Source organism: uncultured Campylobacter sp., assembly GCF_938039245.1.
Lineage (GTDB): Bacteria > Campylobacterota > Campylobacteria > Campylobacterales > Campylobacteraceae > Campylobacter_A.
In genome coordinates, this window is the sequence record NZ_CALHVN010000040.1 from 1 (window position 1) to 22,050 (window position 22,050).

19 protein-coding genes and 1 tRNA gene are annotated in these 22,050 nt (G+C 45.1%); 5 read left to right on the forward strand and 15 right to left on the reverse strand.

Features of this window, described 5'->3' with window-relative positions:
* Nucleotides 1-835: 835 nt before the first annotated feature.
* Both Q0218_RS06655 and Q0218_RS06660 read left to right on the forward strand, forming a co-directional pair.
* A complete protein-coding gene (locus Q0218_RS06655) occupies nt 836-997 on the forward strand; it encodes a hypothetical protein (protein ID WP_297967792.1) in 162 nt (53 codons plus the stop codon).
* A gap of 138 nt (nt 998-1,135) precedes the next feature.
* On the forward strand, nt 1,136-1,450 hold the full coding sequence (locus Q0218_RS06660) for a hypothetical protein (protein WP_297967795.1): 315 nt from the start codon (nt 1,136-1,138) through the stop codon (nt 1,448-1,450).
* Nucleotides 1,451-1,593: 143 nt separating this feature from the next.
* Here the strand turns inward: Q0218_RS06660 and Q0218_RS06665 are convergent, their stop codons facing one another.
* From Q0218_RS06665 to dsbD, 4 genes are all read right to left on the reverse strand, one after another.
* On the reverse strand, nt 1,594-1,953 hold the full coding sequence (locus Q0218_RS06665; protein ID WP_297967798.1) for a type II toxin-antitoxin system HicB family antitoxin: 360 nt from the start codon (nt 1,951-1,953) through the stop codon (nt 1,594-1,596).
* Nucleotide 1,954: 1 nt separating this feature from the next.
* Nucleotides 1,955-2,179, reverse strand: a complete 225-nt coding sequence (locus Q0218_RS06670) for a type II toxin-antitoxin system HicA family toxin (RefSeq protein WP_170020632.1) — start codon at nt 2,177-2,179, stop codon at nt 1,955-1,957.
* Between the two features lie 761 nt (nt 2,180-2,940).
* A tRNA-Gln gene (locus Q0218_RS06675) sits at nt 2,941-3,014 on the reverse strand.
* 345 nt (nt 3,015-3,359) lie between these two features.
* Nucleotides 3,360-5,240, reverse strand: a complete 1,881-nt coding sequence (dsbD, locus tag Q0218_RS06680) for a protein-disulfide reductase DsbD (protein ID WP_297967805.1) — start codon at nt 5,238-5,240, stop codon at nt 3,360-3,362.
* A gap of 138 nt (nt 5,241-5,378) precedes the next feature.
* Between dsbD and ppk2 the strand changes: the two genes are divergently transcribed.
* Nucleotides 5,379-6,188, forward strand: a complete 810-nt coding sequence (gene ppk2, locus Q0218_RS06685) for a polyphosphate kinase 2 (RefSeq protein WP_297967808.1) — start codon at nt 5,379-5,381, stop codon at nt 6,186-6,188.
* Between the two features lie 304 nt (nt 6,189-6,492).
* Here ppk2 and Q0218_RS06690 read toward each other — a convergent pair whose 3' ends face one another.
* The 9 genes from Q0218_RS06690 to ileS all read right to left on the reverse strand — a co-directional run bounded on the left by Q0218_RS06690 (nt 6,493) and on the right by ileS (nt 17,056).
* On the reverse strand, nt 6,493-7,077 hold the full coding sequence (locus Q0218_RS06690) for a hypothetical protein (RefSeq protein WP_297967811.1): 585 nt from the start codon (nt 7,075-7,077) through the stop codon (nt 6,493-6,495).
* A 1-nt stretch (nt 7,078) separates the two neighbouring features.
* Nucleotides 7,079-7,645 (reverse strand): hypothetical protein, encoded by a 567-nt coding sequence (locus Q0218_RS06695; protein WP_297967814.1) that lies wholly within the window; start codon nt 7,643-7,645, stop codon nt 7,079-7,081.
* A gap of 240 nt (nt 7,646-7,885) precedes the next feature.
* Nucleotides 7,886-8,398 (reverse strand): hypothetical protein, encoded by a 513-nt coding sequence (locus tag Q0218_RS06700; protein ID WP_297967817.1) that lies wholly within the window; start codon nt 8,396-8,398, stop codon nt 7,886-7,888.
* Between the two features lie 908 nt (nt 8,399-9,306).
* Nucleotides 9,307-10,113 carry a carbon-nitrogen hydrolase family protein gene (locus tag Q0218_RS06705; protein WP_297967819.1) on the reverse strand — a complete coding sequence of 269 codons (807 nt, stop codon included), beginning with the start codon at nt 10,111-10,113 and terminating at the stop codon, nt 9,307-9,309.
* Nucleotides 10,106-10,300, reverse strand: coding sequence for an exodeoxyribonuclease VII small subunit (gene xseB / locus Q0218_RS06710; RefSeq protein ID WP_002948190.1), 195 nt, complete (start codon nt 10,298-10,300; stop codon nt 10,106-10,108). Before xseB ends, Q0218_RS06705 begins: the two co-directional genes overlap by 8 nt.
* Complete coding sequence (locus Q0218_RS06715; protein ID WP_297967822.1) at nt 10,293-11,393, reverse strand: homoserine O-acetyltransferase; 1,101 nt, start codon at nt 11,391-11,393, stop codon at nt 10,293-10,295. Before Q0218_RS06715 ends, xseB begins: the two co-directional genes overlap by 8 nt.
* On the reverse strand, nt 11,393-12,841 hold the full coding sequence (guaB, locus tag Q0218_RS06720; RefSeq protein WP_297967825.1) for an IMP dehydrogenase: 1,449 nt from the start codon (nt 12,839-12,841) through the stop codon (nt 11,393-11,395). The genes Q0218_RS06715 and guaB overlap by 1 nt, the downstream gene beginning before the upstream one ends.
* A 3-nt stretch (nt 12,842-12,844) precedes the next feature.
* Entirely contained in the window at nt 12,845-14,203 is a 1,359-nt protein-coding gene (gatA, locus tag Q0218_RS06725) for an Asp-tRNA(Asn)/Glu-tRNA(Gln) amidotransferase subunit GatA (protein ID WP_297967827.1), read from the reverse strand.
* Between the two features lie 96 nt (nt 14,204-14,299).
* Nucleotides 14,300-17,056 carry an isoleucine--tRNA ligase gene (ileS, locus tag Q0218_RS06730; protein WP_297967830.1) on the reverse strand — a complete coding sequence of 919 codons (2,757 nt, stop codon included), beginning with the start codon at nt 17,054-17,056 and terminating at the stop codon, nt 14,300-14,302.
* 121 nt (nt 17,057-17,177) lie between these two features.
* Between ileS and Q0218_RS06735 the strand changes: the two genes are divergently transcribed.
* Nucleotides 17,178-18,275, forward strand: a complete 1,098-nt coding sequence (locus Q0218_RS06735; RefSeq protein WP_297967833.1) for a CinA family protein — start codon at nt 17,178-17,180, stop codon at nt 18,273-18,275.
* A 191-nt stretch (nt 18,276-18,466) separates the two neighbouring features.
* Here the strand turns inward: Q0218_RS06735 and Q0218_RS06740 are convergent, their stop codons facing one another.
* Nucleotides 18,467-18,844, reverse strand: coding sequence for a rhodanese-like domain-containing protein (locus tag Q0218_RS06740; RefSeq protein ID WP_297967836.1), 378 nt, complete (start codon nt 18,842-18,844; stop codon nt 18,467-18,469).
* A gap of 750 nt (nt 18,845-19,594) precedes the next feature.
* Nucleotides 19,595-20,188, reverse strand: coding sequence for a hypothetical protein (locus Q0218_RS06745; RefSeq protein ID WP_297967839.1), 594 nt, complete (start codon nt 20,186-20,188; stop codon nt 19,595-19,597).
* A 441-nt stretch (nt 20,189-20,629) separates the two neighbouring features.
* Between Q0218_RS06745 and Q0218_RS06750 the strand changes: the two genes are divergently transcribed.
* Complete coding sequence (locus tag Q0218_RS06750; protein WP_297967842.1) at nt 20,630-22,030, forward strand: aspartate ammonia-lyase; 1,401 nt, start codon at nt 20,630-20,632, stop codon at nt 22,028-22,030.
* The last annotated feature ends 20 nt before the right edge of the window (nt 22,031-22,050 follow it).

Below are 22,050 nucleotides of genomic sequence, written 5' to 3' on the forward strand. Positions count from 1 at the left end.
ATAGGTTGAGTTGTTATATCGGGCGAAGTTTGTATTTTTTAATATAGAAGTAAATGGTTATGGCTGAATATTTTTGCAATAGTAATTAAATTATGAGATTCTTTGGATACGGTTAATGAGATAGAGTAAAGAACAATAAATACAGATTATGTATGGCTAAATTTTTATCTTGTTAAGACATTAAATGCCAGGTGGTTGTTTAAATAAAAACTTCATCGCTACTAAAGGTCTGAGCTAGCAGAGCGGCAAATTGCCATTTTTAAACAAGATCAAAATTATCCAAAAGGGCATTAAATTTATGTCGGTGGGTACTTATGCAGGAAAAAATGAGCTTTATTGTCTGCTTCGTATCGGCAAGTCGGAATGAAACTATTTTCACTTTAACGAGAATTGCAAAGAGGAAGCTTACCGCGAAAAAATAGAAAGATCAAAGACAAAAACGGCTACTCAAAGCTAAGATGGGTAAAAATTTTCGATCGAAACGAAGCATTTAACATTATCCTTTTAGCTTATTCTGGAGTAAAAATGACAAATTTGGTATTAAATAGCAGGAGATGAAAATCGTAATTTTATAGCACTGCTGAAAGTAAAGCCAAAAGACAAAAATAGGAATCCTTGAAGTAGAGTTTTAGGGTGCGTCTCATACCCAAAGGATGGCGGTAGCGGCTAAATGGAAGCCAAGTAGTAAAGCTTTTGCCTGCAGCATGAATTAAATTTGCGCGAGGAGTAAGGGATGATAAATCCATAACAATCTAAAAATCAAAAAACGCGGTACGATTTTAAGATCAGCATCGACAACGCATCTACTTTTGAGCTACTTTGCGAAGCTTACGAGATGAAAAAGAGCGGTATAATAGATCTTATCATGGAGAATTTTACCAAAGGCAACCTCAAACTAAAGCACCACATTCAAAGCATCACCGAGCAAAAACGCGCATTAAAAGCAAAATGTGAAAGCGAACTATCGCTTTTTACAAAATCGGACGACAAATGTTAAATTTATACCGTTATTTTAGCGAACAGAGACCAAAATTTCAATTTTTACGTCGACTCCGAGAGCAGCGGTGTGCTTTAGATGGTTGCAGGAGTGAAGCTGCCGTTCGCAGTTCCTGCTTTACTCGGGCAAGGAGTTAAAATGGACGTGACGACTAAAGAGCTAAGCGATATTTTATCTCTTACTCAGCGGCGTATCCAAGATCTGGAAAACGAGGGCGTGATAACCAAGATCGGGCGCAATAAATGGGATCTAAAGGAGTGCGTCCAAAGCTATATCGAGTATAAAATAGCAAACGCTACGAGCACCTACGGGCTAACCGAAGCTAGGGCGCAGAAGGAATTTGCTGACGCTGAGATAAAAAAGCTGATTTTGGCCGAGAAAAAGGGCGAAGTAGTGCCGATTTTCAAGCTTGAAAAAGATCTTAGCGATATTAGCCTCGACATTATCAAATAGGCTTGATAATCTCCCTAATAAAATAAAAATGCGCGTAAATTTAAGCGACGAAACGCAAAGCGCGCTAAACTATGAAATAGAAGAGACGCTAAAAGAGCTCAAAGAGTCTAAAATTTATAGACAATACGCTTAAAAGGCTAAATTTAAAGCCCTGCTAGTTTTAAATTCGCTGCATCGGTTAGAAATTTAGAGCGATTTGAGCTTACCTTATCGATCGCCTCAAGCAGCGATTTAGGTAAATTTACGTTTACGCGCACGCGTTTTTCCTCGCTTATCGGCTCCGGAATCATCGCACCGCTTTCGATCAAAGTTTCTAAGGCTGCTCTAAAAGCTACTTCAAGCTCATCCAAGGCTTCATTTTTACTCTCGCCGTCACCGTAAAAAAATGCTACGCCGTTAAATTCAGGCATAAACGCGCCCCATCCCCCGCCTTCACTTTGCGGGATTTTTTTTAATTCTATTTTATACGGTAAATTTAAGTAATAATCTAGATCTTTTTTCATTTTACTCTCCTTTGGTAGCTTTTAAAACCGCTTTTACATAAAAAATTTTCATAGGTTTATGATACGGTAGAGTGATTAGCAACTTGCCGTTTGAAAAACTATGATGAGATCCTTTGATGCTTTTTAACTCAAATCCGCTATCTAGCAAAAGTTTTTCCAGTATCTCAAATCTTACGTTTGTCGGATTATTTTCAAGCTCTTTTAATAACTTATCTTTTTTGCTCATTTTTTAAACCTTGTATTGTGTATTATACACAAGTATTATTAAAAATCCCTTGTATAAGCCAAAAAGACGTTTTGATAATATGGCGTTCATGCGAAATCAGCAATGCGACCTAAGTGGAGTAGAGTAGTGGGTCTAGCGTGCAATGAAGTAGTAAACTAGAGAAATGAGAAGCTCTCTATACCGTCGTTGATTAGTAGCTGGATAAAAACTATGAGAGCATGAGTGATCGGGTGTTTAGGATATAAAAAACAATCAAGCTTTAAATACTTTTAAAAGGCAGCTTTAAGGAAATTTACGTTAGAAATCAAAGTAAAAATCGTAGTTTTACGCTTACATTAATCTGAAAAACAGTTTTACAACGCTTCTGTCTTCAAAAAAACGGATAGACATACATCTCAAGCAGCCTCTTATCTCTGTTTATGGTGTTTGGCTCTACACTAGTGGCTTTTGTTAAAATTAGCCTGCTCGTTTATCTCGCTCCCATGTTTGACGTCGATGCTGTCTCTTACCTTTTGCTCCAGCTTAAATCTCTCCTTGGGCGCCATGGCCAAACTAAATTCAGGGAAGTCTCCTAAATTTAGCCTTTTGATTTTATTGTCGGCCGGGCTTCGTAATTTGCGAAAAGCGACGAAATAGGTTTTTATGAGCTTGTATGGTGAGTGAATTTAGTGAGTTTTTTTGTCGTAACGGCTCAGTAAGTGACGGTAGCGCTTATAAAGATTGGTCAGAATACGATGTTTTGAAACATTTTTCCATAAATCTGGTTACCCTGAAAGGATTCGAACCTCTGTTAGCTGATCCAGAGTCAGCAGTTCTACCACTAAACTACAGGGTAACGATAGGCGAAATTATAGCGAGCGAAATTTAAATCAGCTTTAATTATCTCAAATTTTGAGGATAAAATCGTAAAAAATAATCAAAGCGCGATAAAATGAGCTTGCAATCGTCGCTGGCAGCACTGCAAAAATATTCGAGAGTAAAGGCGGAAGTTCTTGCGGTCAAAATTCGGAAGCAAATTTAACCGCATTAAAAAACTTTTCCGAATTTAATACGATAAAATCGCCGCATAAATTTGACCGGATTTAAATTCGCAAAATTTAAACGCCAAATTTGACTACAGAACAAAAACTAGGCCAAATTTACTTCCAAATTTTCCTACAGCACCGCGTTTTCGTAAATTTCACAGCCCGAATTTTTCAAGATGCTCTAAAAACTTTTCGGGCGAGTAAAAGCCGATGAGCCGTGCGTTTTTTAGCTCATCTTGCATGTGGCTACCTGCGCGAAAAAATAGGATCGCAGGCGGTCCGATGAGTCCGAATTTTTTCATTATCTGCGCGTCGTCACTGCTGTTTTTTGTTACGTCCACTCGCAAAAGAGTGAAATTTTCCAGTTTTTTTAGCACGGCTTCGTCTTTAAAAGTGATCTCGTCAAGCTCGTTACAGCTAGCGCACCAAGTCGCATAAAAATCGATCAGTACGAGCTTAGACGAGCTTTTTACTGCATTTTCTAGCTCGGTCAAATTTGAGACGGCGATAAAATTCGGTTCATTTTTGCTCAAATTTACGCCTGCACCGCCTGCATTTTTAAAACCTTCAAGCGGATTTAGCGCCGATTTAGCGCCCGAAAACGAGCCCGCGATCAGCAAGACGGAGTAGATAAAGGCTAGTAGCGCCGTGCCTTTTAGTAGTTTTTTGCCGCCGCTTTGCTCGCTACTTGTCGCATCAAAAGCTCCGAAAAATACGCTAGCAAACACGCCGATAATGCCGTAAAGCAGTAGCTCCGCCATAGCTCCCAGTACGCGCGCGCTCAGCCAAACCGCCATTATCAGCATGATAAAGCCAAAAATCGTCTTGATTTTGTCCATCCAGGCGCCCGGCCGCGGTAAAATTTTACCCGAGCTTGCTCCGATCAGCAGTAGCGGCACGCCCATACCAACCCCCATCGTAAAGAGCGCAAGCCCGCCAAACAGCGCGTTTCCGCTCTGCGCTATGTAAAGCAGTGCGCCCGCAAGAGGCGCTGCCACGCATGGGCTAGCGATGAGCGCGGATAAAAATCCCATCGCAAAAACACCGATTATGCCGCCCTTGCTTTGAGCTTTTTTGCTAAGCGCGTTTTGCATAGCAAGGGGCATCTGAAGCTCGTAAAGTCCGAACATCGAAAGCGCGAGTGCAACGAAAACGAGGCTAAAGCCGATCAGTACGGCTGGGGTTTGTAGCACGCTTTGTACGCCCGAGCCAAAAACGCTAGCCGCCACGCCTGCTACCGCGTAGGCACAGGCCATCGCAAAAACGTAGACGACAGAGAGAAAAAAGCCGCTAGTAGCGCGCGAGCTTTTGCTTTTGATGTTTTTAGCGTGCGGGTTACCGCTATCAAATTTGACCGAGTTTTCGTCCGACGCGCTTAAATTTACGGCGCCGTTTTTGTCACCGTGCGCGCTGCTAGCTTGCTTTGAGACGATGATAGAGGATAGGATCGGGATCATCGGAAATATGCAAGGCGTGAGCGATAGCAGCAACCCGTAGCCAAAAAACGTGGCGAGCGAGAGGAGGAAATTTGCGCTGCTAAGGCTTGCGGCGATGGAGTCTTGCTCGGAGAGCGGGGCTTGCGAGCTTGCAAAATCAGGCTCGGCGGCCTCTATAATCTGCGCGACGGAGTAGCCGCCAAGCCCCTTTTTGACGCTAAATTTGAGCACTTGCGGTTGGTAGCAGATGCCGTCTTTGGCGCAACCTTGGTATTCGAGCTTTAGAGTGAAATTTTCGCCGCCGCCAAGCCCTTTTAGCAAATTTATCGGCACGAAAAGGCTAAATTTATCCGTATAAACTTCGCGTTCGTCGTAAATTTCGCCTTTTGGGAAGTTTAGATGCGAGTTTAAATTTTTATCACCCAGGCTCGCTGCTAGGCTGTCTTTATAGACGTGGATATTTGGCGCGGGGGCAAATCTAAACTCGACATTTTGTTCGTCGGCATGCGTGGTGAGACCGAAGGCTTCTTTAACCGAAAGCGGTTCGGCAAACATAGCGCAGCAAGTCAGAATCGCCGCAAAAATCATCCTAAAAATCATAATATTCCTTGAAATTTTTGTCGCATTTTACACAAGCTCCCATAAAGTCAGCGTTAAATGTAAAATTAAGAGGCGTATTTTAGCTAAAATTTAATCATTTGATAGTAACATTTTAAAAATACCCAAAGGAGGTTTAGAGTGAGTAAAAACGGCACGGATAGCGTGAAATTCGACTACGAGCACGAGCTTAGAAAGCTGCAAATCGAGCTTTTAAAATTTCAAAATCACGTAAAAGAGCAGGGTCTACGCGTACTCATCATCATCGAGGGGCGCGACGCGGCGGGCAAGGGCGGCTCGATAAAGCGCCTAACCGAGCATCTAAATCCGCGCGGATGCCGCATCGTGGCGCTTGAAAAGCCAAGCGACGTCGAGCGCTCGCAGTGGTATTTCCAGCGTTACGTCGCGCATTTACCGAGTGCCGGCGAGATCGTGATCTTTGACCGCTCGTGGTACAACCGCGCTGGCGTGGAGCCCGTGATGGGCTTTTGCACACAGGAGGAACACAAGGAGTTTTTGCGCGAAGTGCCTAAATTTGAAGAGATGATCAAAAACTCGGGCATTATTTTCTTTAAATTTTACCTCTCGGTTTCAAAAGAGGAGCAAAAAAAGCGCTTCAAAGAGCGCCTCACCGATCCGCTCAAGCAGTTTAAAATCTCCCCAGTGGATGAAAAAAGCCAGGAGCTCTGGGATCAGTACACTATCGCCAAATACTCGATGCTGCTAGCCTCAAATACGCCGTTTTGTCCGTGGACGATCATCGTCTCAGATAGCAAAAAGCAGGCTCGCATAAACCTTTTTAGATACATCCTAGCAAATGTCGATTACCCGAAAAAAATAGACGCCAAAAACTTTGAGTGCGACAAAGGTATCGTAAGGAGCGGCGAGGAGGAGATCCGCCAGATGGAGGCAAATCTCAAAAACGAGAAGCTATCTAAGATGAACGGATAGGGCAAGTTTGGGTCAAATTTGACGCGCGGCGCGGCAAACGGTCTCGCGAGAATTTGCCTAAATGTGTCAAATTTGACTCGGCTGTTAAATTTATACTCAGGCGGCCAAACCCGCGCCTTTTTGATACGAACGGCAGTAGAATCAGCGCTTGTCCGTTTTATAAAAATAAACTTGCAAACGGCTATCGCAAATTCAATAAAGCCGGTCAGAGCTAAATTTAACTCAAATTTGCCAAATTCATCGCCACAGGGCATATCAAATTTAAACCACGCAGAGCCGTTATCAGCGCATCTTGCAGTCAAATTTAAACATCCTCCACGTCATCCACGCCGTACCATGCGCCAACTAGCAGAGCCTGAGCCGTCGCTGTTATCAAGATATTAGCCCAGTGGAGCGCGCTGCCGATTTGCACTTTTGCAAAAACCGCGATGTAGCCGGATAAAACCGAGAGTATAAATATGTAGGCATAAATTTTAAACAGCGGATTTTGCGTGACGCGCGCCAACCTAAAATTTAAAATCGTCCAAGAAATCGCCGACAAAGTAAATAATGTAAAAAATATAAGCATAAACTCGGCGCTATAAAATCTTTCCTTAAAATATGCCGTCGCCACCATAACAATCCAAAAAATCCAACTCGCATGAAACGGCCGTACGAGATTTATCTGGCATAGAGGCTGAAGCGCTTTAAAAGCCGCATAAAAACAAACGATTGCGCCTATGGATACGAGTACCCAATGGTTTCTGTCCTGAAACTGCGGCGAAAAAACTACAATGTAAGACGACAAAATCGTAAGCGACATGCAAATAGCCGCTAAAAATCCTAAATTTCTTGCGTTGTTTATTGTTTGGGCTTTGTCTTCGGTCAAATTTTGCTCGTTTTCGTCCACTTTACTCCTCCTTTATCATAGTCCAGGCGTATAGATAAAACGCAGTCGGCAGCACGTATAGTATCGCGATGCTTAGCGCCGCGGCTAACATATACATACCTCCTCCAAAAAAGCCAAACATCGCTAGAGTTTTTATCGCTCCTCCGACGACGGCGCTAATGATAGCAAAAAATACGTAAGTCTTAAAAAGCTTATTATTCGTGATTTTGGCCAGAGCAAAATTTAGCTTAAACCAGAGTATAAAAAAATATATGCCGATACCGACTAATACGTAGCTAACGGCTTTGACGGCGCCCGGCGTTATCCCTTCTAGACTAAGCGCTAACGAGATAAAAATCGCTAGTACGACCGCGATTACGGCTTTTATGAAGATTTCATAGACATCGGTGTCATAGATATCGGCTAGTTTTTTAATCGCTAACCAAATATAAATAGTAGCCGTTAGCGTCGTTAAGTTGGTGATTACGCTATCTATTAGCTCTAAGTTTTGCAGTTGCTTTAAGGTATGGGGTTGCGTAAAGGCTTTGTAAACCGCTATCAAAAACGATGCAGCAAAATTGGCTAGCAAAAACCAGCATGATATTATGCCTTGTCTTTTTGCTTCTTTTAGGACTTTTTGTTTATATGATATTTCTTACACATTTTTCCTTTTGCTTAGATTTGTTTACTTTCTTGGGTTTTTAGCGGCATAAATTTAGGCTCTAGCTCCTCCGCGTTTACGCCTGTTTCGTTTAAATTTGCTTTACTTTCGTTGCTAAATTTACCCACGCTGATCCATGCCGCAAGCAAAATGCACGAGGCCGCAAGATCAAGGGACGCGGCTACGGGGGGTTTTAAATTTAGCTATGGGCAAGATTAGGCCGGGCCAGGCGGCCTCTAGCGCGTAGTATGCGGCATTTACGGCGACGTTTACGGCAAACGTCCATCCGTAGACGCGAAAAAGGATGCGGTTTAGCGCGCGGGATAGCTTAAAATTTACCGCGATCCACGAGATCGCTACGGCAAATGCGACTAGCGGAAGTAGGGCGTAAAATATGACGTCGAGAAAATTTTCGTCAAGGACGTAGAGCGCGATGAGGCATAAAATAGCCGTTAAAAAGCCGTTGTAGGCGTTATTAAAGAGGTTAAAAACGTTTGCGCCCGATAGGTCTTGGGCGTGGGCTAGGGCGTAGTTAAAAGATGTTAGCGCAAGCAGCCACGCAAAAATATGAATCAGCCAAAATATGTTCCAATCGCCCGCCAGGTAGCTAGCATTTGTCGCTAAAATGCAAACCGCGCCGATGATGCCTTGGGTTTTGGCTTCGCTAAATTTTATTTTCAACCTTGCTCCTTTGTCGCGCTCGGGTCGTTTTTGGCTTTAAATTTATAAATTTGCGACCCGTAAAATCAGAGAATATACATAAATTTGTTTTAAACGACTATTAAATTTAAGCTAAGCTCCGTAAAAAGGTGAAAACAGACCAAGGGTCATAAAAGCTCAGACTAAATTTAGACGCCGCCCTAAAATTTATAAATTTAAACGCCGCGAAAAAGGCAAAAATTTTTGTATGGGTTTAGGTTTGGGCTTGGTACGGCAAGCTCGTTATTTTAAACGGTTTTGGTATTTATTTACGTTTCTACGCCGTTTAAAAAAATTTAGAGCGATAAATCGCAAAAGCGCCTAGGTTGGCGAGCTAAAAAACGCTTGCGTGTCGCGTTTAGGGGGGGCTACGCTAAAAACGCAGACATTTTGGCTAGATAGGGCTAAATTTACGGCTCAAAGGACATTAGCAAAATTTGGATGTTTGTAAATTTGAAGGCGTTAAATTTGACGTATTTTAGGCTAAATTTAGCGGCAAATAACGCAAAAAATCAAAGGCTATAAACTCGCTCTAGCCTTTTACTTTAGTATATGCCGCGTCTTTGCGCTTCCTGAGCTTATTGGCTTGTTGTTAGGACAGTCCTCTTAACTGATTTTAGCTAGTTCTATTTGCGCCGTCTATGCCTTTTTGGCGATCTGTGTTAAATTTTCCATAACTCATTTTGATTCGGCGCTACATTTATAAATATCAAATCTAAGACTAAAATAAAAGATTAACAATATATAAATTTTAAAAATGAAACGTAATCCTACCGCGCCGAATTTTATCTACGTTAAATTTATAAGTGCGGTGCAGAAAGACAAACGCTACGTTAAAGCATAAGTAAGCAGCAGACTTAACCGCCGTAAAACAAAAGCTCGCTTAAGCACTACTTAAATCTTTTTTCTAAAATTTTAGAAAATTCCCAAGTCTTTCTAGCTTCGCTCAGTTCTTTTTTTTCGAGTTTTGCTACCATCATCTCCTCGTTTTTGCCTAGGCGTGAAACCACCTCGCCAAAGGGGCTAATAAGCATCGAATCGCCGTAAAAGCTCCACTGTTCGCCGCTTGCGGCCTTGTGGTTGCCGACTCGGTTTACGCGCAGGACGTAGACGTTGTTTGTAAAGGCGCGGGTTTTTAGCAGCTCCTCCCAGCGCGACTCGCTAAAAAACGTGCACGCGGTAGGAACTACTACGGCATCGACTTTCTTGCGCGCCATATACGCCCACGCCGCGCCAAAATGCGCCTCAAAGCCAAACATCACGCCGATTTTAAATTTTTCGTAGCTAAAGACGGGTAAATTTAGCTCGCCCTCGTCTTTGTTGGTAAAAAATTTCGCCTCGTTCCAGTGCGGGTAGGGCATCAAGATCTGCTGCTCGTAAAAGCGCGAGGACGCGGGGCTAAATCTCGCCGCGACCTTTACAAAGCCTTTGCCTTTGGGTAGTACGAGCGGGGCTAGGATTTCTAGATTGTATTTTTGCGCCATCGCGGCAAGCGCATGCTTTTTGCGCTCGCTTTGCTCCTTGATGAGGCTTTTTGGCATGAGCTCAAGCTCTTTAAAAAAGCTATTTAGCACGTATTCTCCGAGCACCACGAGCCTAGCGCCCTCATCCGCGCAAATCCTAAAATAATAGTCTAACCGCGACTCGCTCATGGGCTGAGTCGGCAGCTGCAAGGCGCAAACGGCTGCGCTACTCATCGTCCGCGTCCTTTACGACTAGCTTTGCATTTTGCAGGATTTTGTCTGCTTCCTCGAGCAGCTTTTTGCCCTCTTTGTGTAGCTTGACGCTTTGCTCTAGGCTTAAATTTTCATCGCCGAGCTGTTTTAAAATTTCATTTGCTTTGGCGAGTTTACTCTCAAAATCCTCGCTTAAATTTTCACTCATCTAAAACCTTTTTTATGATTTTTTCAAATTTATCTACTTCGACCAAAAACGCGTCGTGACCGTAGTCGCTGTCTATCTCGTGGTAGTCGCACGCCTTGCCGATGCCGCGTAGCGTCTCGTGCATCTGCTGCATACAGCTTGGCGGAAACAGCATATCGCCGCTAAATGCTATAAGCGTAACTTTGGCGCAAACGGGCGAGAGAGCGTGCGCTAGGTCGTCGTAGTGGCGCGTGCAGTCAAAGATATTCATCATCTTTACTATATAAAGGTAGCTCAGCGGATCAAAGCGCTTGGGAAAACCGCGGCCGTTGTACTCCATATAGCGATCGACCTGAAACCGCCCCGTAAGCTCGTAAAGGCCGTCGGTCTCGACGTAGTTGCGGCCGAATTTGGAGTCCATGGAGCTAGGAGAAAGAAAGCTGATGTGCCCCGCCATGCGTCCTAGCGCCATGCCGGTTAGCCCCTGCGCGGCGATGTCGTTTTCGTCGTACTGGCCGTCTTTGAAACCAGGATCGCGCAGGATGCCCTCGATCGCGATTTTGTTAAACGCGATCGCCCAGGCCTTGCATTGATAGGTGCTGGCTAAAATGATGACGTTTTTAGCAAAATTCGGAAACTCGATCGCAAAGCAAAGCGCTTGCATACCGCCTAGGCTACCGCCCGCGACCGCATGCGCTCGCTCGATACCTAAGTGCTTAAAAAGCCTCATCTGCGCTTTTACTACGTCGCTGATGGTTAGCACAGGAAAGCGCAAGCGATACTGCTTGCCCGTGCTTTTTTCGATACTGAGCGGATTTGTCGAGCCGAAATTTGAGCCGAGGATGTTTACGCAGATGACGAAAAATTTGCTCGTATCTATGCCCTTGCCCTCGCCCACTAGCGCGTCCCACCAGCCGAATTTCTGCTCGTTTTCGTATCTGCCCGCGGCGTGGTGGCTACCGGTTAGAGCGTGACATACGACTATGACGTTGCTTTTATCCTCGTTTAGCTCGCCGTATGTTTCGTAGGCTAGCTCAAATTCGGGTAAAATTCGGCCGCTCTCAAGATAAAGCGGCTCATTAAATTTTACCTTGCCGGTTTTTAAATTTAACACTAATTGACTTTGTAGTTAGGGGCTTCTTGCGTGATTACTACGTCGTGGACGTGGCTTTCTTTTAGTCCTGCGCTCGTGATCTCCACAAACTCGGCTCTTTCTTGAAAGTCCGCGATATCCTTTGCACCCACGTAACCCATCGAGCTTCGCAGGCCGCCCACCATCTGATGCACGACGTCTTTTATAGAGCCCGCATACGGCACGCGGCCTTCGATACCCTCGGGCACGAGCTTATCTTGCGCAGTGCCTTCTTGAAAATACCTATCGCTGCTGCCTTTGGTCATCGCGCCGATGCTACCCATGCCGCGGTAGGTTTTATACTGGCGTCCTTGAAAGGTTATCATCTCTCCGGGACTCTCGTCGCAGCCTGCTAAAAGGCTACCGACCATGATGCAGCTAGCGCCGGCGGCTAGGGCTTTAGCTAGGTCGCCGGAGTATTTTATACCGCCGTCTGCGATTACCGGGATGCCGTATTTTTTAGCTTGCGTAGCGCAGTCGTCGATGGCTGAAATTTGCGGTACGCCTACGCCCGCGACTATACGAGTGGTGCAGATGGAGCCGGGTCCTATGCCTACTTTTATACCGTCAGCGCCGGCCTGCGCTAGGTCTTTAACGGCGGCTGGGTTCGCGATGTTGCCGACTACGACGTCTACGTTTAAATTCGACTTGACCCATTTTAGAGTGTCGATGATGCCTTTTGAGTGTCCGTGCGCGGAGTCGATAACGATGACGTCTACGCCCGCTTCGGTAAGAGCGCGAGCTCTCTCGAAGTGTCCTACTCCGATGGCTGCGGCGGCTCTTAGACGGCCTAGCTTATCTTTGTTGGCGTTTGGATACTCTTTTCGCTTTTTTAGGTCTTTTATGGTTATAAGACCCTCTAAGCGGCCGTCCTTATCGATGATAGGGAGCTTTTCTACGCGGTTTGAGTGGAAAATTTTCTCCGCTTCGTCTAACGTGCAGCCTTTTGGAGCCGTGATGAGCGGGGCTTTAGTCATCCTATCTTTTACCGGAGTGCCTCTGTTTGTCTCAAAGCGCAAATCGCGGTTGGTAAGAATGCCGATTAAAATTTTATTCTCATCCACGACCGGAACGCCCGAGATATGAAGGTCGGCCATGAGATCAAGCGCCTCGCCTACGGTAGCGTCGGGGCTAACGGAGATCGGATCGAAGATCACGCCGCTCTCGCTTTTTTTGACGCGGCGTACTTCGTGCACCTGCGATGCGACGTCCATATTTTTGTGTATGACGCCAAGGCCTCCTAGACGCGCCATCATGATAGCTGCTCTATGCTCAGTTACCGTATCCATCGCGGCTGAGACGAGAGGGATGTTTAGTGAGACGTTTTTACTAAACATTGTTTTTATATCGACCTCTTTAGGCAAAATTTCAGAATACTGAGGCACCAAAAGAACATCCTCGAAGGTCAAAGCTCGCTTAATTATCTTCATCTTTTATCCTTTTATTAAATTTTCAAGGCTAAGAGCGCCCTCTAGTAGCGTTTTTTCATCCCACGCTTTGGCAATGAGTTGAGCTGAGACGTTTAGTCCGTCTGCGTCTTTGCCTACGGGAACCGAGATGGCGGGTAAGCCGGCTAAATTTACGCTGATCGTGTAAATATCCGATAAATAGGCCTCTAGCGGATCTTTTAGATCGCCGAATTTATACGCCGTACGAGGGGCGACGGGCATAAAAATGAGGTCGCATTCGCTCAAAATCCGCTCGTATTTAGCTTTAGCGTAGGCTCGAGCTTTTTGCGCTTTGATGTAATACGCGTCGTAATAGCCGCTGCTAAGCACGAAAGTACCTAGCAGGATTCGTCTTTTTACCTCTTCGCCAAAGCCCTCCGAGCGCGAATTTACGTAAAGTTCTTTTAAATTTTTAGCCTCTGCCCTGCGTCCGTATCTCACTCCGTCGTAGCGGCTGAGATTTGCGCTGGCTTCAGCGGTGGCGATGATGTAGTAAGTTGCGATGTCGCATTTTGAATTTTCTAAATTTTTATAGATTATTTTATGACCTGCGGATTTTAAAATATCGACCGCTTTTAAAAGCGCTTTTTTAGTCTCCTCTGAGGCCTCGTTTACGTAGTTTTCGATTACGCAGATCGTGAGCTTTTTGTTTGAGTCTAGCTTATCTGCGATGCTCTCAAATTTTATATCCGCGCTCGTGCTGTCTTTATCGTCGTGGCCGGCGATGATGTCGTATAGGATCGCGGCGTCTTCTACGTTTTGCGTTATAGGGCCGATTTGATCGAGCGAGCTGGAGTAAGCGCCAAGACCGTAGCGGCTAACGCGCCCGTAGGTGGGCTTTAGTCCGACGCAGCCGCAAAATGCCGCAGGCTGGCGTATCGAGCCGCCCGTATCGCTGCCTAGGGCGGCAACCGCTAGCCCCGCCGCTACCGCAGCCGCCGAGCCGCCCGAGCTGCCGCCCGGTACTCTTTCTCGGTTTAGGGGATTTAGCGTTTTGCCGTAGTAGCTACTTTCGGTCGTACTTCCCATGGCAAATTCGTCCATATTCGTGCGGCCAAACGGCGCTAAGCCCGCCGCTAGCAGCTTTTCGACGACGGTCGCGTTATAAGGCGCGACGTATCCTTGCAAAATTTTAGACGCGCACGTGACGCTCCAGCCTTTTACCTGGATGTTGTCTTTGATAGCGATCGGCACGCCCGCGCCCAGTTTGCCAAGCGGCAAATTTGCCAGCTGCTCGACGTAAGCGCCGAGTTCTTTGTCTGCGAAAATTTTCTTTTCTAGCTCGTTTCTAAGCTCGGCTACTTCGCCCGCGCTTAGCTTTAGAGCTTGCTTTAAAGTTATCATTTTTTATCCTTAAATTTATTTACCGCTACGATGCCTACGGCCGTAACCGCGAGTATCGCCGCGATGGTCGCCGCTACGAAGCTAAAGCTAACCGGCTCAGAGAGCATTTAGCGCCTTTTCGCATCTAGGGCAGGTTTCGCCGTCGTGCTTAGCGGTAAATTTCCAGCATCTCGGGCATTTGAAGCGTTTTGATAAAACAAGCTTAAATTTATCGTTTCCGACGTCAAATTCGGCTAAGCCGTCGCTGCCGTCTAGGCTTTGGACGTCGCTAACCATATACCAGTCGCTGATTTCGTTTATATCTTCGCTCAGAATCAAATTTGAGCTGGTTTGCAGTACGAGTTCTAGGGTCGATTTTATCTTTTTATCTTTTTTGAGTACGTCGATTAGCTCGAAAAACTTCTCGCGGCTAGCCACTAGCAGCTCGTCATCCACGTTAAACTCAAAATCTAGCGGTGCGTACTCTAGATCAAAGGCGTCGGTTGCACCGTTTTTTATGATCTTAGGCGCATAGTCCATCGCTTCATCCACGGTGTAGGTTAGCGTCGGAGCGATGAGCGGTAGGAGCGCTCTGGTGATTAGCGCCATGGCGCTTTGAGCCGAGCGGCGCGTATCGCTGTCTTTGGCGTCGCAGTATAGGCGGTCTTTGCAGATATCAAGATATATGCCGCTTAAATCCGCGCTTAAGAAATTCATCAGCAGGCTAAAGCCCTTTGAAAAGTCGTAATTTCTAAACGCCGTTTCAGCCTCGTCGAATGCTTTTTTCGCGCGGCTTAGTATCCAGCGGTCTAAGATGTTGAAATTTGACGTTTCGATATCTTCTAGATCGTTTACGTTGGCTAGTAGAAATCTTATCGTATTGCGTATTTTTCGGTATTGTTCGCTTACTTGTTTTAGGATATTTTCGCTGATTTTTAGGTCGCTGGAGTAGTCGCTAAGCGCAACCCAAAGGCGTAAAATTTCCACGCCGTAGGTTTTAGCGACGTCCGCCGGAGCTACGACGTTGCCCTTGCTTTTACTCATCTTTTGACCGTTTTCATCGACTGTAAAGCCGTGCGTGAGCACGTTTCTATACGGCGCTCTTCCTTGCGCGGCGCAGCTTAGCAGTAGCGAGCTTTGAAACCAGCCTCTGTGCTGATCGCTTCCCTCTAGGTACATATCCGCAGGATAGCTGCCCGCATCGTAGTCGCCGCTTTTTAGCACCGCAGCCCACGTCGAGCCGCTGTCAAACCAGACGTCGAGGATGTCCATAACTTTTTCTAAATTTTGCGGATCGTATTTGCAGTTTGCAGGCAAGAGATCCTTTATCTCGCTATCCCACCACGCATCCGCGCCTTTTTGCTCAAATATCGCCGCGACGTTATCTAAAATTTCATCGTCAAATATCGGCTCTTTTGTATCCTTGCGTCTAAAAAACGCTATCGGCACGCCCCAGTCGCGTTGGCGCGAGATGCACCAGTCGGGACGATTTTCTATCATTGAGCCTATCCTTTTTACGCCGCTTGCAGGGTAAAATTTGACGTTTTCTAGCTCTTTTAGCGCGACTTCTCGTAGCGTTTTGCCCTCGATTTTAGGCTCGTCCATCGCGATAAACCACTGCTTGGTAGCGCGGTAGATAACGGGCTTATGCGTCCTCCAGCAAAACGGATACGAGTGGACGAATTTACTAACTTTTAGCAAATTTGAGCCTAGAAGCTCTAAAATTTTCTCGTTGGCTTTAAAGATATGCATACCGATTAGCTCGTCTACTACGTCATCTGGGAATAACTTTTTCGCCTTTAGCGTCTCGTCGTATAGACCGCCTTCATCAACCGGCATGATGACTTCGATGCCGTATTTTAGGCTCACGTGGTAGTCGTCCTCGCCGTGACCGGGAGCTGTGTGAACCAGGCCCGTACCGCCGTCCATCGTGACGTGATCGCCTAGGATAAATAGCGATTTTCTACCGTTTAGCGGGTTTATCGCGTGCAGATTTTCAAGCTCGGCGGAGGCGAATTCTTTTAAAATTTCGCCCTTAGTTAGCCCTTCTTTTTCCAGTTCGCCAAGCATCTCTTTGGCAAATATCAAATTTTCAGACGTTAAAACGTAAATTTCATTTGGACTTAGCGAGATGGCTTGGTTTGCCGGCAGCGTCCAAGGCGTGGTCGTCCAGATGACCGCTCGAGCGTCTTTCGCGCCGATTTTTGCGGCGGCTTCTTCGCCTAGTTTAAACGCGACGTAGATGCTGTAGTCCTCTTTATCCTCGTACTCGACCTCGGCTTCTGCTAGAGCGCTTCTAGCCGCCCAGCTCCAGTACACCGGTTTGCTTCGCTCGACTAAAAGCCCGCGTTTGGCGACTTTGCAAAGCGTTTTGTAAATTTCTGCTTCAAATTTAAATTTCATCGTCAGATACGGGTCGTCCCAGTCGCTAGCGACGCCTAGCTGTTTAAAGCTCTCCTTTTGCACGCCGATAAATTCTCTGGCGTGCTCGCGGCAAAGCTCGCGGATTTGCGTTTTGCTGAGACTTTTTTTCTTCTCGCCCAGTTTTACCTCGACTTGCTGCTCGATCGGTAGCCCGTGGCAGTCCCAGCCAGGCGTAAATCTCACGTTTTCGCCGAAGAAATAGTGCGTTTTTAAGATAATGTCTTTTAGGGTTTTGTTTAGCGCGTGTCCGATGTGGATGTTGCCGTTGGCGTAGGGAGGGCCGTCGTGCAGAGTGAAGCTTTTAGCCGCTTTTTGCCTTTTAGCTTTCATTTTTTCGTAGATTTTTCTATCGTCAAACCACGATTTTAAGCGTTTGGGTTCGTTTTCCGGCAGGTTGCCGCGCATGGGAAATTCGGTGTTTGGAAGCAATAAAGTATCTTTGTAATCCATAGGTTCGCCTTGAAGTAAAAAATTGGTAGATTTTATCCAAACGGCGATTAAACGCTACTGAAAAAACGCTATTTTAAGCTAAATTTATGTAAGATATTTTTAGCTTTTAAAGGAGAAAACAGTGAAAAACGCACTACTGATCATCGGCGAAGATATCGGCGTAAACGCGCCTTTTTTAGATTATATTATTTGCGCTTACAAGCGGCATTTCGGCGAGTTGGGCGAGTTTAGGTTTGTTAGTCGCAGCGACAAGGAACTGCCGTTTATCATCGAGCATCTTTGCGCGCGCTCGGACGGTCTTTGTATATTTGCGTCAAGTAAAAACTACTCCGTCGCGGCTAAAATTTTAGCTACGCTTAGCGGCGACGTTTTGGAGCTAAAATCCCCTCAGATGCTAGCTCCCAGTAGAGCGGAAATCTTTAGCGATGAGAGCTTTTTAGTAAGACTAGACCAAACATACGTAAATTTAATAAAAGCCGACGCAAATCAAAAATTGCCCGCCATAGAGATCAAAACGCAGCGCGATTTCGGATATTTTCACTTGGTAGACTTTGACGAGGAGAGCGCGAAAATCCTGCTCGAACCGCTAGCTAAAACATACGAAGTGCAGATTTATTCGTCTCAAATTTTATCAAATTTGGCGTTAATCAGAGTAGAAGCGAATAAATTCGGTCAAATCGGCGGCTTTATAAACGGCGCGAAAAATCTCTTTTCGGGCAAATTTTTTGAAGGCGAAGACATCGCGGCTCACGTAGCGCGTATACTTACGTCAAGCGGGCTGAAGCTTACCTTTGCTGAGTCTTGCACTGCGGGACTTGCGGCGGCAAAATTCGGCGCTTTTGCCGGAGTTTCGGCGGCATTTAACGGCTCGCTAGTGACCTACGCAAATAAGATGAAGCGCGACTGGCTGGGCGTTAGCGATGAAATTTTGCAAACCTACGGCGCGGTGAGCGAGCAGTGCGTGATGGCGATGCTAAAAGGCGCTCTAAAGGCGAGCGAATCGGACTTCTCTCTAGCTATCAGCGGTATCGCGGGGCCTGAGGGCGGTAGCGAGGCAAAGCCCGTGGGGACGGTATTTGTAGGAGCTTACGCAAAGGACGGCGAGTGTATCATCGAAAGGCTAAATTTAAACGGAGACCGCAACTATATAAGAGAGCAAAGCGCGCTGGCTGCGTATGTTTGCCTACTAAAGCTAAAGCCGAGGCTGTTTTTAGCGTAAATTTGGTCAAATTTGGTGAAATTTACGCTCGCTAAAATTTAAAGCAGATGCGTTTTGTTGTATTAAATTTGCAAAAAACGGCAGTAAGTTTAAAATTTGCCGCCGTCTTGCGCGAGAGTAGAGTGTAAAACAGCTACGCTAGACTTAAAATTTAGCGCATTTAAGTCTAGCGGATAAAGTAAATTTGCGGATTATTTTTGATACGGCGCAGTTTCGTAGCCTTGATTTATTAGGCTGCTCATGCCGCCGTCAAGATTTATTATATTTAGCTCCGGCGAATCTATCGCCATAGCCGCCGCAGCGCTTCTACGCCCGCTCCTGCAAATTAGCGCGACGGGCTTTTTTAGATCGAGATTGGCTTTTAGTTCGTTTAAAAAGCTATCTTTGTCGGCGGGGTTAAAAGTGATGGTCTTTGCGCCTTTTATCACGCCCGTTTCCGCCCATTCAGAAGGCGTTCTGATATCCACGATTTGCTTGTAGTTTTTTATCGCCTCGGGACTAACTTGCACCGTAGTAATTTCAGCAAAAGCCATCGCTGCAGCCGCTCCTAAAAGTATAAATTTTCTCATTTTTTCTCCTTAAATTTTGTAGCGCAAATATTAGCACCGAATTTTAAACATTTTGTCATTCTAAAGTCACTCCTAAATTTTTTATGAGCTAAGACGACGCAATCTCAAATTTACGTCAATGAAAAAAATAAAACATAAATTTGCGCTTTTTTGTTTTAATCGCCGCTTTATCCAAGGCATAGTTTTAGCAAAACCTCTTTTAAAACGCAGCCATAGCGATTTTTGTCGATTGTAAAATTATAAATTCTCCGGTTTTGCCGTATCTAGAGCTGCATTTTTGCCTCGCTCGGCGACCGAGGCGCAGCGATGCGAGCTTTTATGCCTGAGCGGTCTACTAAATTTTACTTCTAACGGTGGTTATCGTAGCTGCCTTAGCATCAAGCCGATAAAAACGCGCGACCGTCGAAGAAATATAAAATCTCTAAGCCAAAAGGCAAAACTTTTTGATTAAATTTTGGGCGCCCGAGCGCAGGGAGCGGCCTTTCGCTAGATAAAAGCCCACATTAGTTAAGCAATTTCGCTAGTAAACGTGCTAAAAAACAAGCTGAAATTAACGATAGCATCAAACGGTTTTGGGTTAAATTTAGGCTTTTGCGGAGTTAAATTTAAAGTCGTCGCTAGTTTAAATTTACGGATTTACGATAAATTTAAATTTAGCTTTGCTTAAATTTAAATGGGCTTAGCATAGTCGCGCGATTTTTCGCTTTTGTCGTCTAAATTTGCTCGAAACGCGAATTTGACGGGACCCACTTAGTCTTGATTGCGATTTTCGACGTGATCTACCCTCGACCAGGCAAGCACGTAGATAAACCCTAGCGCTAGGTAGATGCCAAGCACCGCAAGCTCGATAGGATAAGGGTCGCGCAGGGCTTTGGTAAGCAAAAACTTTAGCGCCGCGGCGATAAACGTCCCTACGATGCAAAGCACCGCGTAACCTGAAAATAGGGCGTTTTGCGTGACGGCGCCGAGTTTAAAATTTATCTTTATCCAAAGCAAAAACGCAAGCACGGCCGTGCCGCAAATGACGAAAAATAGGACCTTGTGCGTGCTAGCGGGGGCATAATTTGCGCTAAAGCTTAGCAAAATCATCGCGCTACTAACCGCGATAAAAATGCGGTAAAGCTTAAACACGCCTCCGCCTGCAAGTTTGTTTACCTTTGATATCGCGCCGTAAAGGCAGATGACGGAGACGAACAACATCGCTACGCGCGCACTCGTTGCGATATCAAAGAGGCTTTTTGGTAAAACCATCTCTTGCGAAAGTAAATTTAAAATAACTAAAATCCCGGACGTCATGCCTAGCGCTTTTGCCGTGTTTAGAGGCTTCATAAAGCTCGTTTGCATCTTTTTCCTTTATAAATTTTTGGGATATTTTATCTAAATATATTTAGAACTAACATTAAATTTATCTCTTTTTGGTTCGGCGCGACAATGCGCGTGTAAATTTAAATAAATACTAGCTTAAATTTATAGGATAATATTAGTATCTTTTCTTAAGTTTATTAATAAAAAATGGTCTCAATGATAAAATAAAACGAAAATATCTTACAAATTTTTGATATTTGAAAGTCTATATAGCTATTTTAGCTTAAGACCGATTTAATATCAAAATTTATGCATATCCGCGTTTTTTCGGACATAACTAGCGCTTTTAGTATAAAATAAAGCTTAAAAAAATGATAAATTCGTAATAAAAAAATAAATAAAAAATTAAAATCTTAATTTAAAAATCAGTTTAATTGCGCTATAGTTTCATTATTCAATTTCATCACAAGGAGAACCGATATGGGAACCAGAAGAGAACACGACTTCATAGGCGAGCTAGAGATAGCCGACGACGTATATTACGGAGTGCAAACGTTTAGGGCGCTTGAGAATTTCCACATGAGCGGACGACCGCTTAAAGATTATCCGTATTTCGTTAAGGCATTTGCTCAAATCAAAAAGGCTGCGGCCTTAGCCAACAAAGAAGTCGGAGTTCTAGACGCGCAAAAAGCCGACGCCATCGCAAAAGCGTGCGACGAGCTGATCGCGGGTAAATATTTAGATCAATTCGTAGTAGATATGATCCAAGGCGGTGCGGGAACTAGCACCAATATGAATGCGAACGAAGTTATAACAAACGTCGCGCTTGAGAGCCTAGGACACAAAAAAGGCGAGTATCAGTATCTGCATCCAAACGACCATACGAATTTAGGCCAAAGCACCAACGACACTTATCCAAGCTCGATCAAAGTCGCTACATACGCTAAACTAACCGATCTTTTAAAGGCTATGGAGCTACTTAAAAACGAGCTGGAAGCCAAGGCAAAAGACTTTAAAGATATCATCAAAATGGGTAGAACCGAGCTAGAGGACGCTGTTCCTACTACGCTTGGCAACACGTTTAACGCATTTGCAAGCTACATCAAAAGCGATATCGAAAAAATCACCGCCGCAAGAGAGTCTATGGCTGTGCTAAACATGGGCGCAACCGCGATCGGAACGGGCATCAACTGCCATCCTGATTACAAAGCAGCTGTTCATAAAATTTTGAGCCAAATCACAGGCGTAAACTTTAAACCTGCCGATGATTTTATCGCGGCTACGCAAGATACCGCAGATTTCGTTCACGTTAGCGGCGCGCTAAAAACTGCTGCCGTTAGATTAAGCAAGATCGCAAACGATTTAAGACTAATGAACTCAGGCCCAAGATGCGGTCTTGGCGAGATAAATCTACCACAAATGCAACCAGGTAGCTCAATTATGCCTGGTAAAGTAAATCCGGTCATCGCAGAGGTCGTAGGCGAGGCGTGCTACGAGGTAATCGGCAACGACGTAACCATCATGCTTTGCAGCGAGAGAGGCGAATTTGAGCTAAACGCGTTTGAGCCAGGTATCGCTTACGCGCTATTTAACTCTATCTTTATCCTTGAAAATGCGATGAAAACCCTAGCCGAAAAAGCCGTTAGAAAACTAACCGCAAATCCTGAGGCATGCCTAAAATCAGTACTCGGCTCAGTCGGTATCGTAACTGCGTTTAACCCGTACATCGGCTACGAAAAGTCCGCAAGCATCGCTAAAGAAGCGTTGCAAACCGGCAAAGCCGTAGGCGATATCTGCTTGGAGAGAGGCTACCTCAAAAAAGAGGAAATCGACAAAATCTTAGAGCCTAAAAATATGCTAAACCCTCATATGGGTAAATAAATTTAGGCATTCGCGCGCCG

Excerpts from the sequence above, each read along its gene's own strand:
- Q0218_RS06740 (WP_297967836.1), bottom strand. The coding sequence starts at position 18,844 with ATGAGAAAATTTATACTTTTAGGAGCGGCTGCAGCGATGGCTTTTGCT.
- Q0218_RS06660 (WP_297967795.1), top strand. The coding sequence starts at position 1,136 with ATGGACGTGACGACTAAAGAGCTAAGCGATATTTTATCTCTTACTCAG.
- guaB (WP_297967825.1), bottom strand. The coding sequence starts at position 12,841 with ATGAAGATAATTAAGCGAGCTTTGACCTTCGAGGATGTTCTTTTGGTG.
- gatA (WP_297967827.1), bottom strand. The coding sequence starts at position 14,203 with ATGATAACTTTAAAGCAAGCTCTAAAGCTAAGCGCGGGCGAAGTAGCC.
- Q0218_RS06705 (WP_297967819.1), bottom strand. The coding sequence starts at position 10,113 with ATGAGTAGCGCAGCCGTTTGCGCCTTGCAGCTGCCGACTCAGCCCATG.
- Q0218_RS06750 (WP_297967842.1), top strand. The coding sequence starts at position 20,630 with ATGGGAACCAGAAGAGAACACGACTTCATAGGCGAGCTAGAGATAGCC.
- dsbD (WP_297967805.1), bottom strand. The coding sequence starts at position 5,240 with ATGATTTTTAGGATGATTTTTGCGGCGATTCTGACTTGCTGCGCTATG.
- Q0218_RS06745 (WP_297967839.1), bottom strand. The coding sequence starts at position 20,188 with ATGCAAACGAGCTTTATGAAGCCTCTAAACACGGCAAAAGCGCTAGGC.
- xseB (WP_002948190.1), bottom strand. The coding sequence starts at position 10,300 with ATGAGTGAAAATTTAAGCGAGGATTTTGAGAGTAAACTCGCCAAAGCA.
- Q0218_RS06665 (WP_297967798.1), bottom strand. The coding sequence starts at position 1,953 with ATGAAAAAAGATCTAGATTATTACTTAAATTTACCGTATAAAATAGAA.
- ileS (WP_297967830.1), bottom strand. The coding sequence starts at position 17,056 with ATGGATTACAAAGATACTTTATTGCTTCCAAACACCGAATTTCCCATG.
- Q0218_RS06670 (WP_170020632.1), bottom strand. The coding sequence starts at position 2,179 with ATGAGCAAAAAAGATAAGTTATTAAAAGAGCTTGAAAATAATCCGACA.
- Q0218_RS06655 (WP_297967792.1), top strand. The coding sequence starts at position 836 with ATGAAAAAGAGCGGTATAATAGATCTTATCATGGAGAATTTTACCAAA.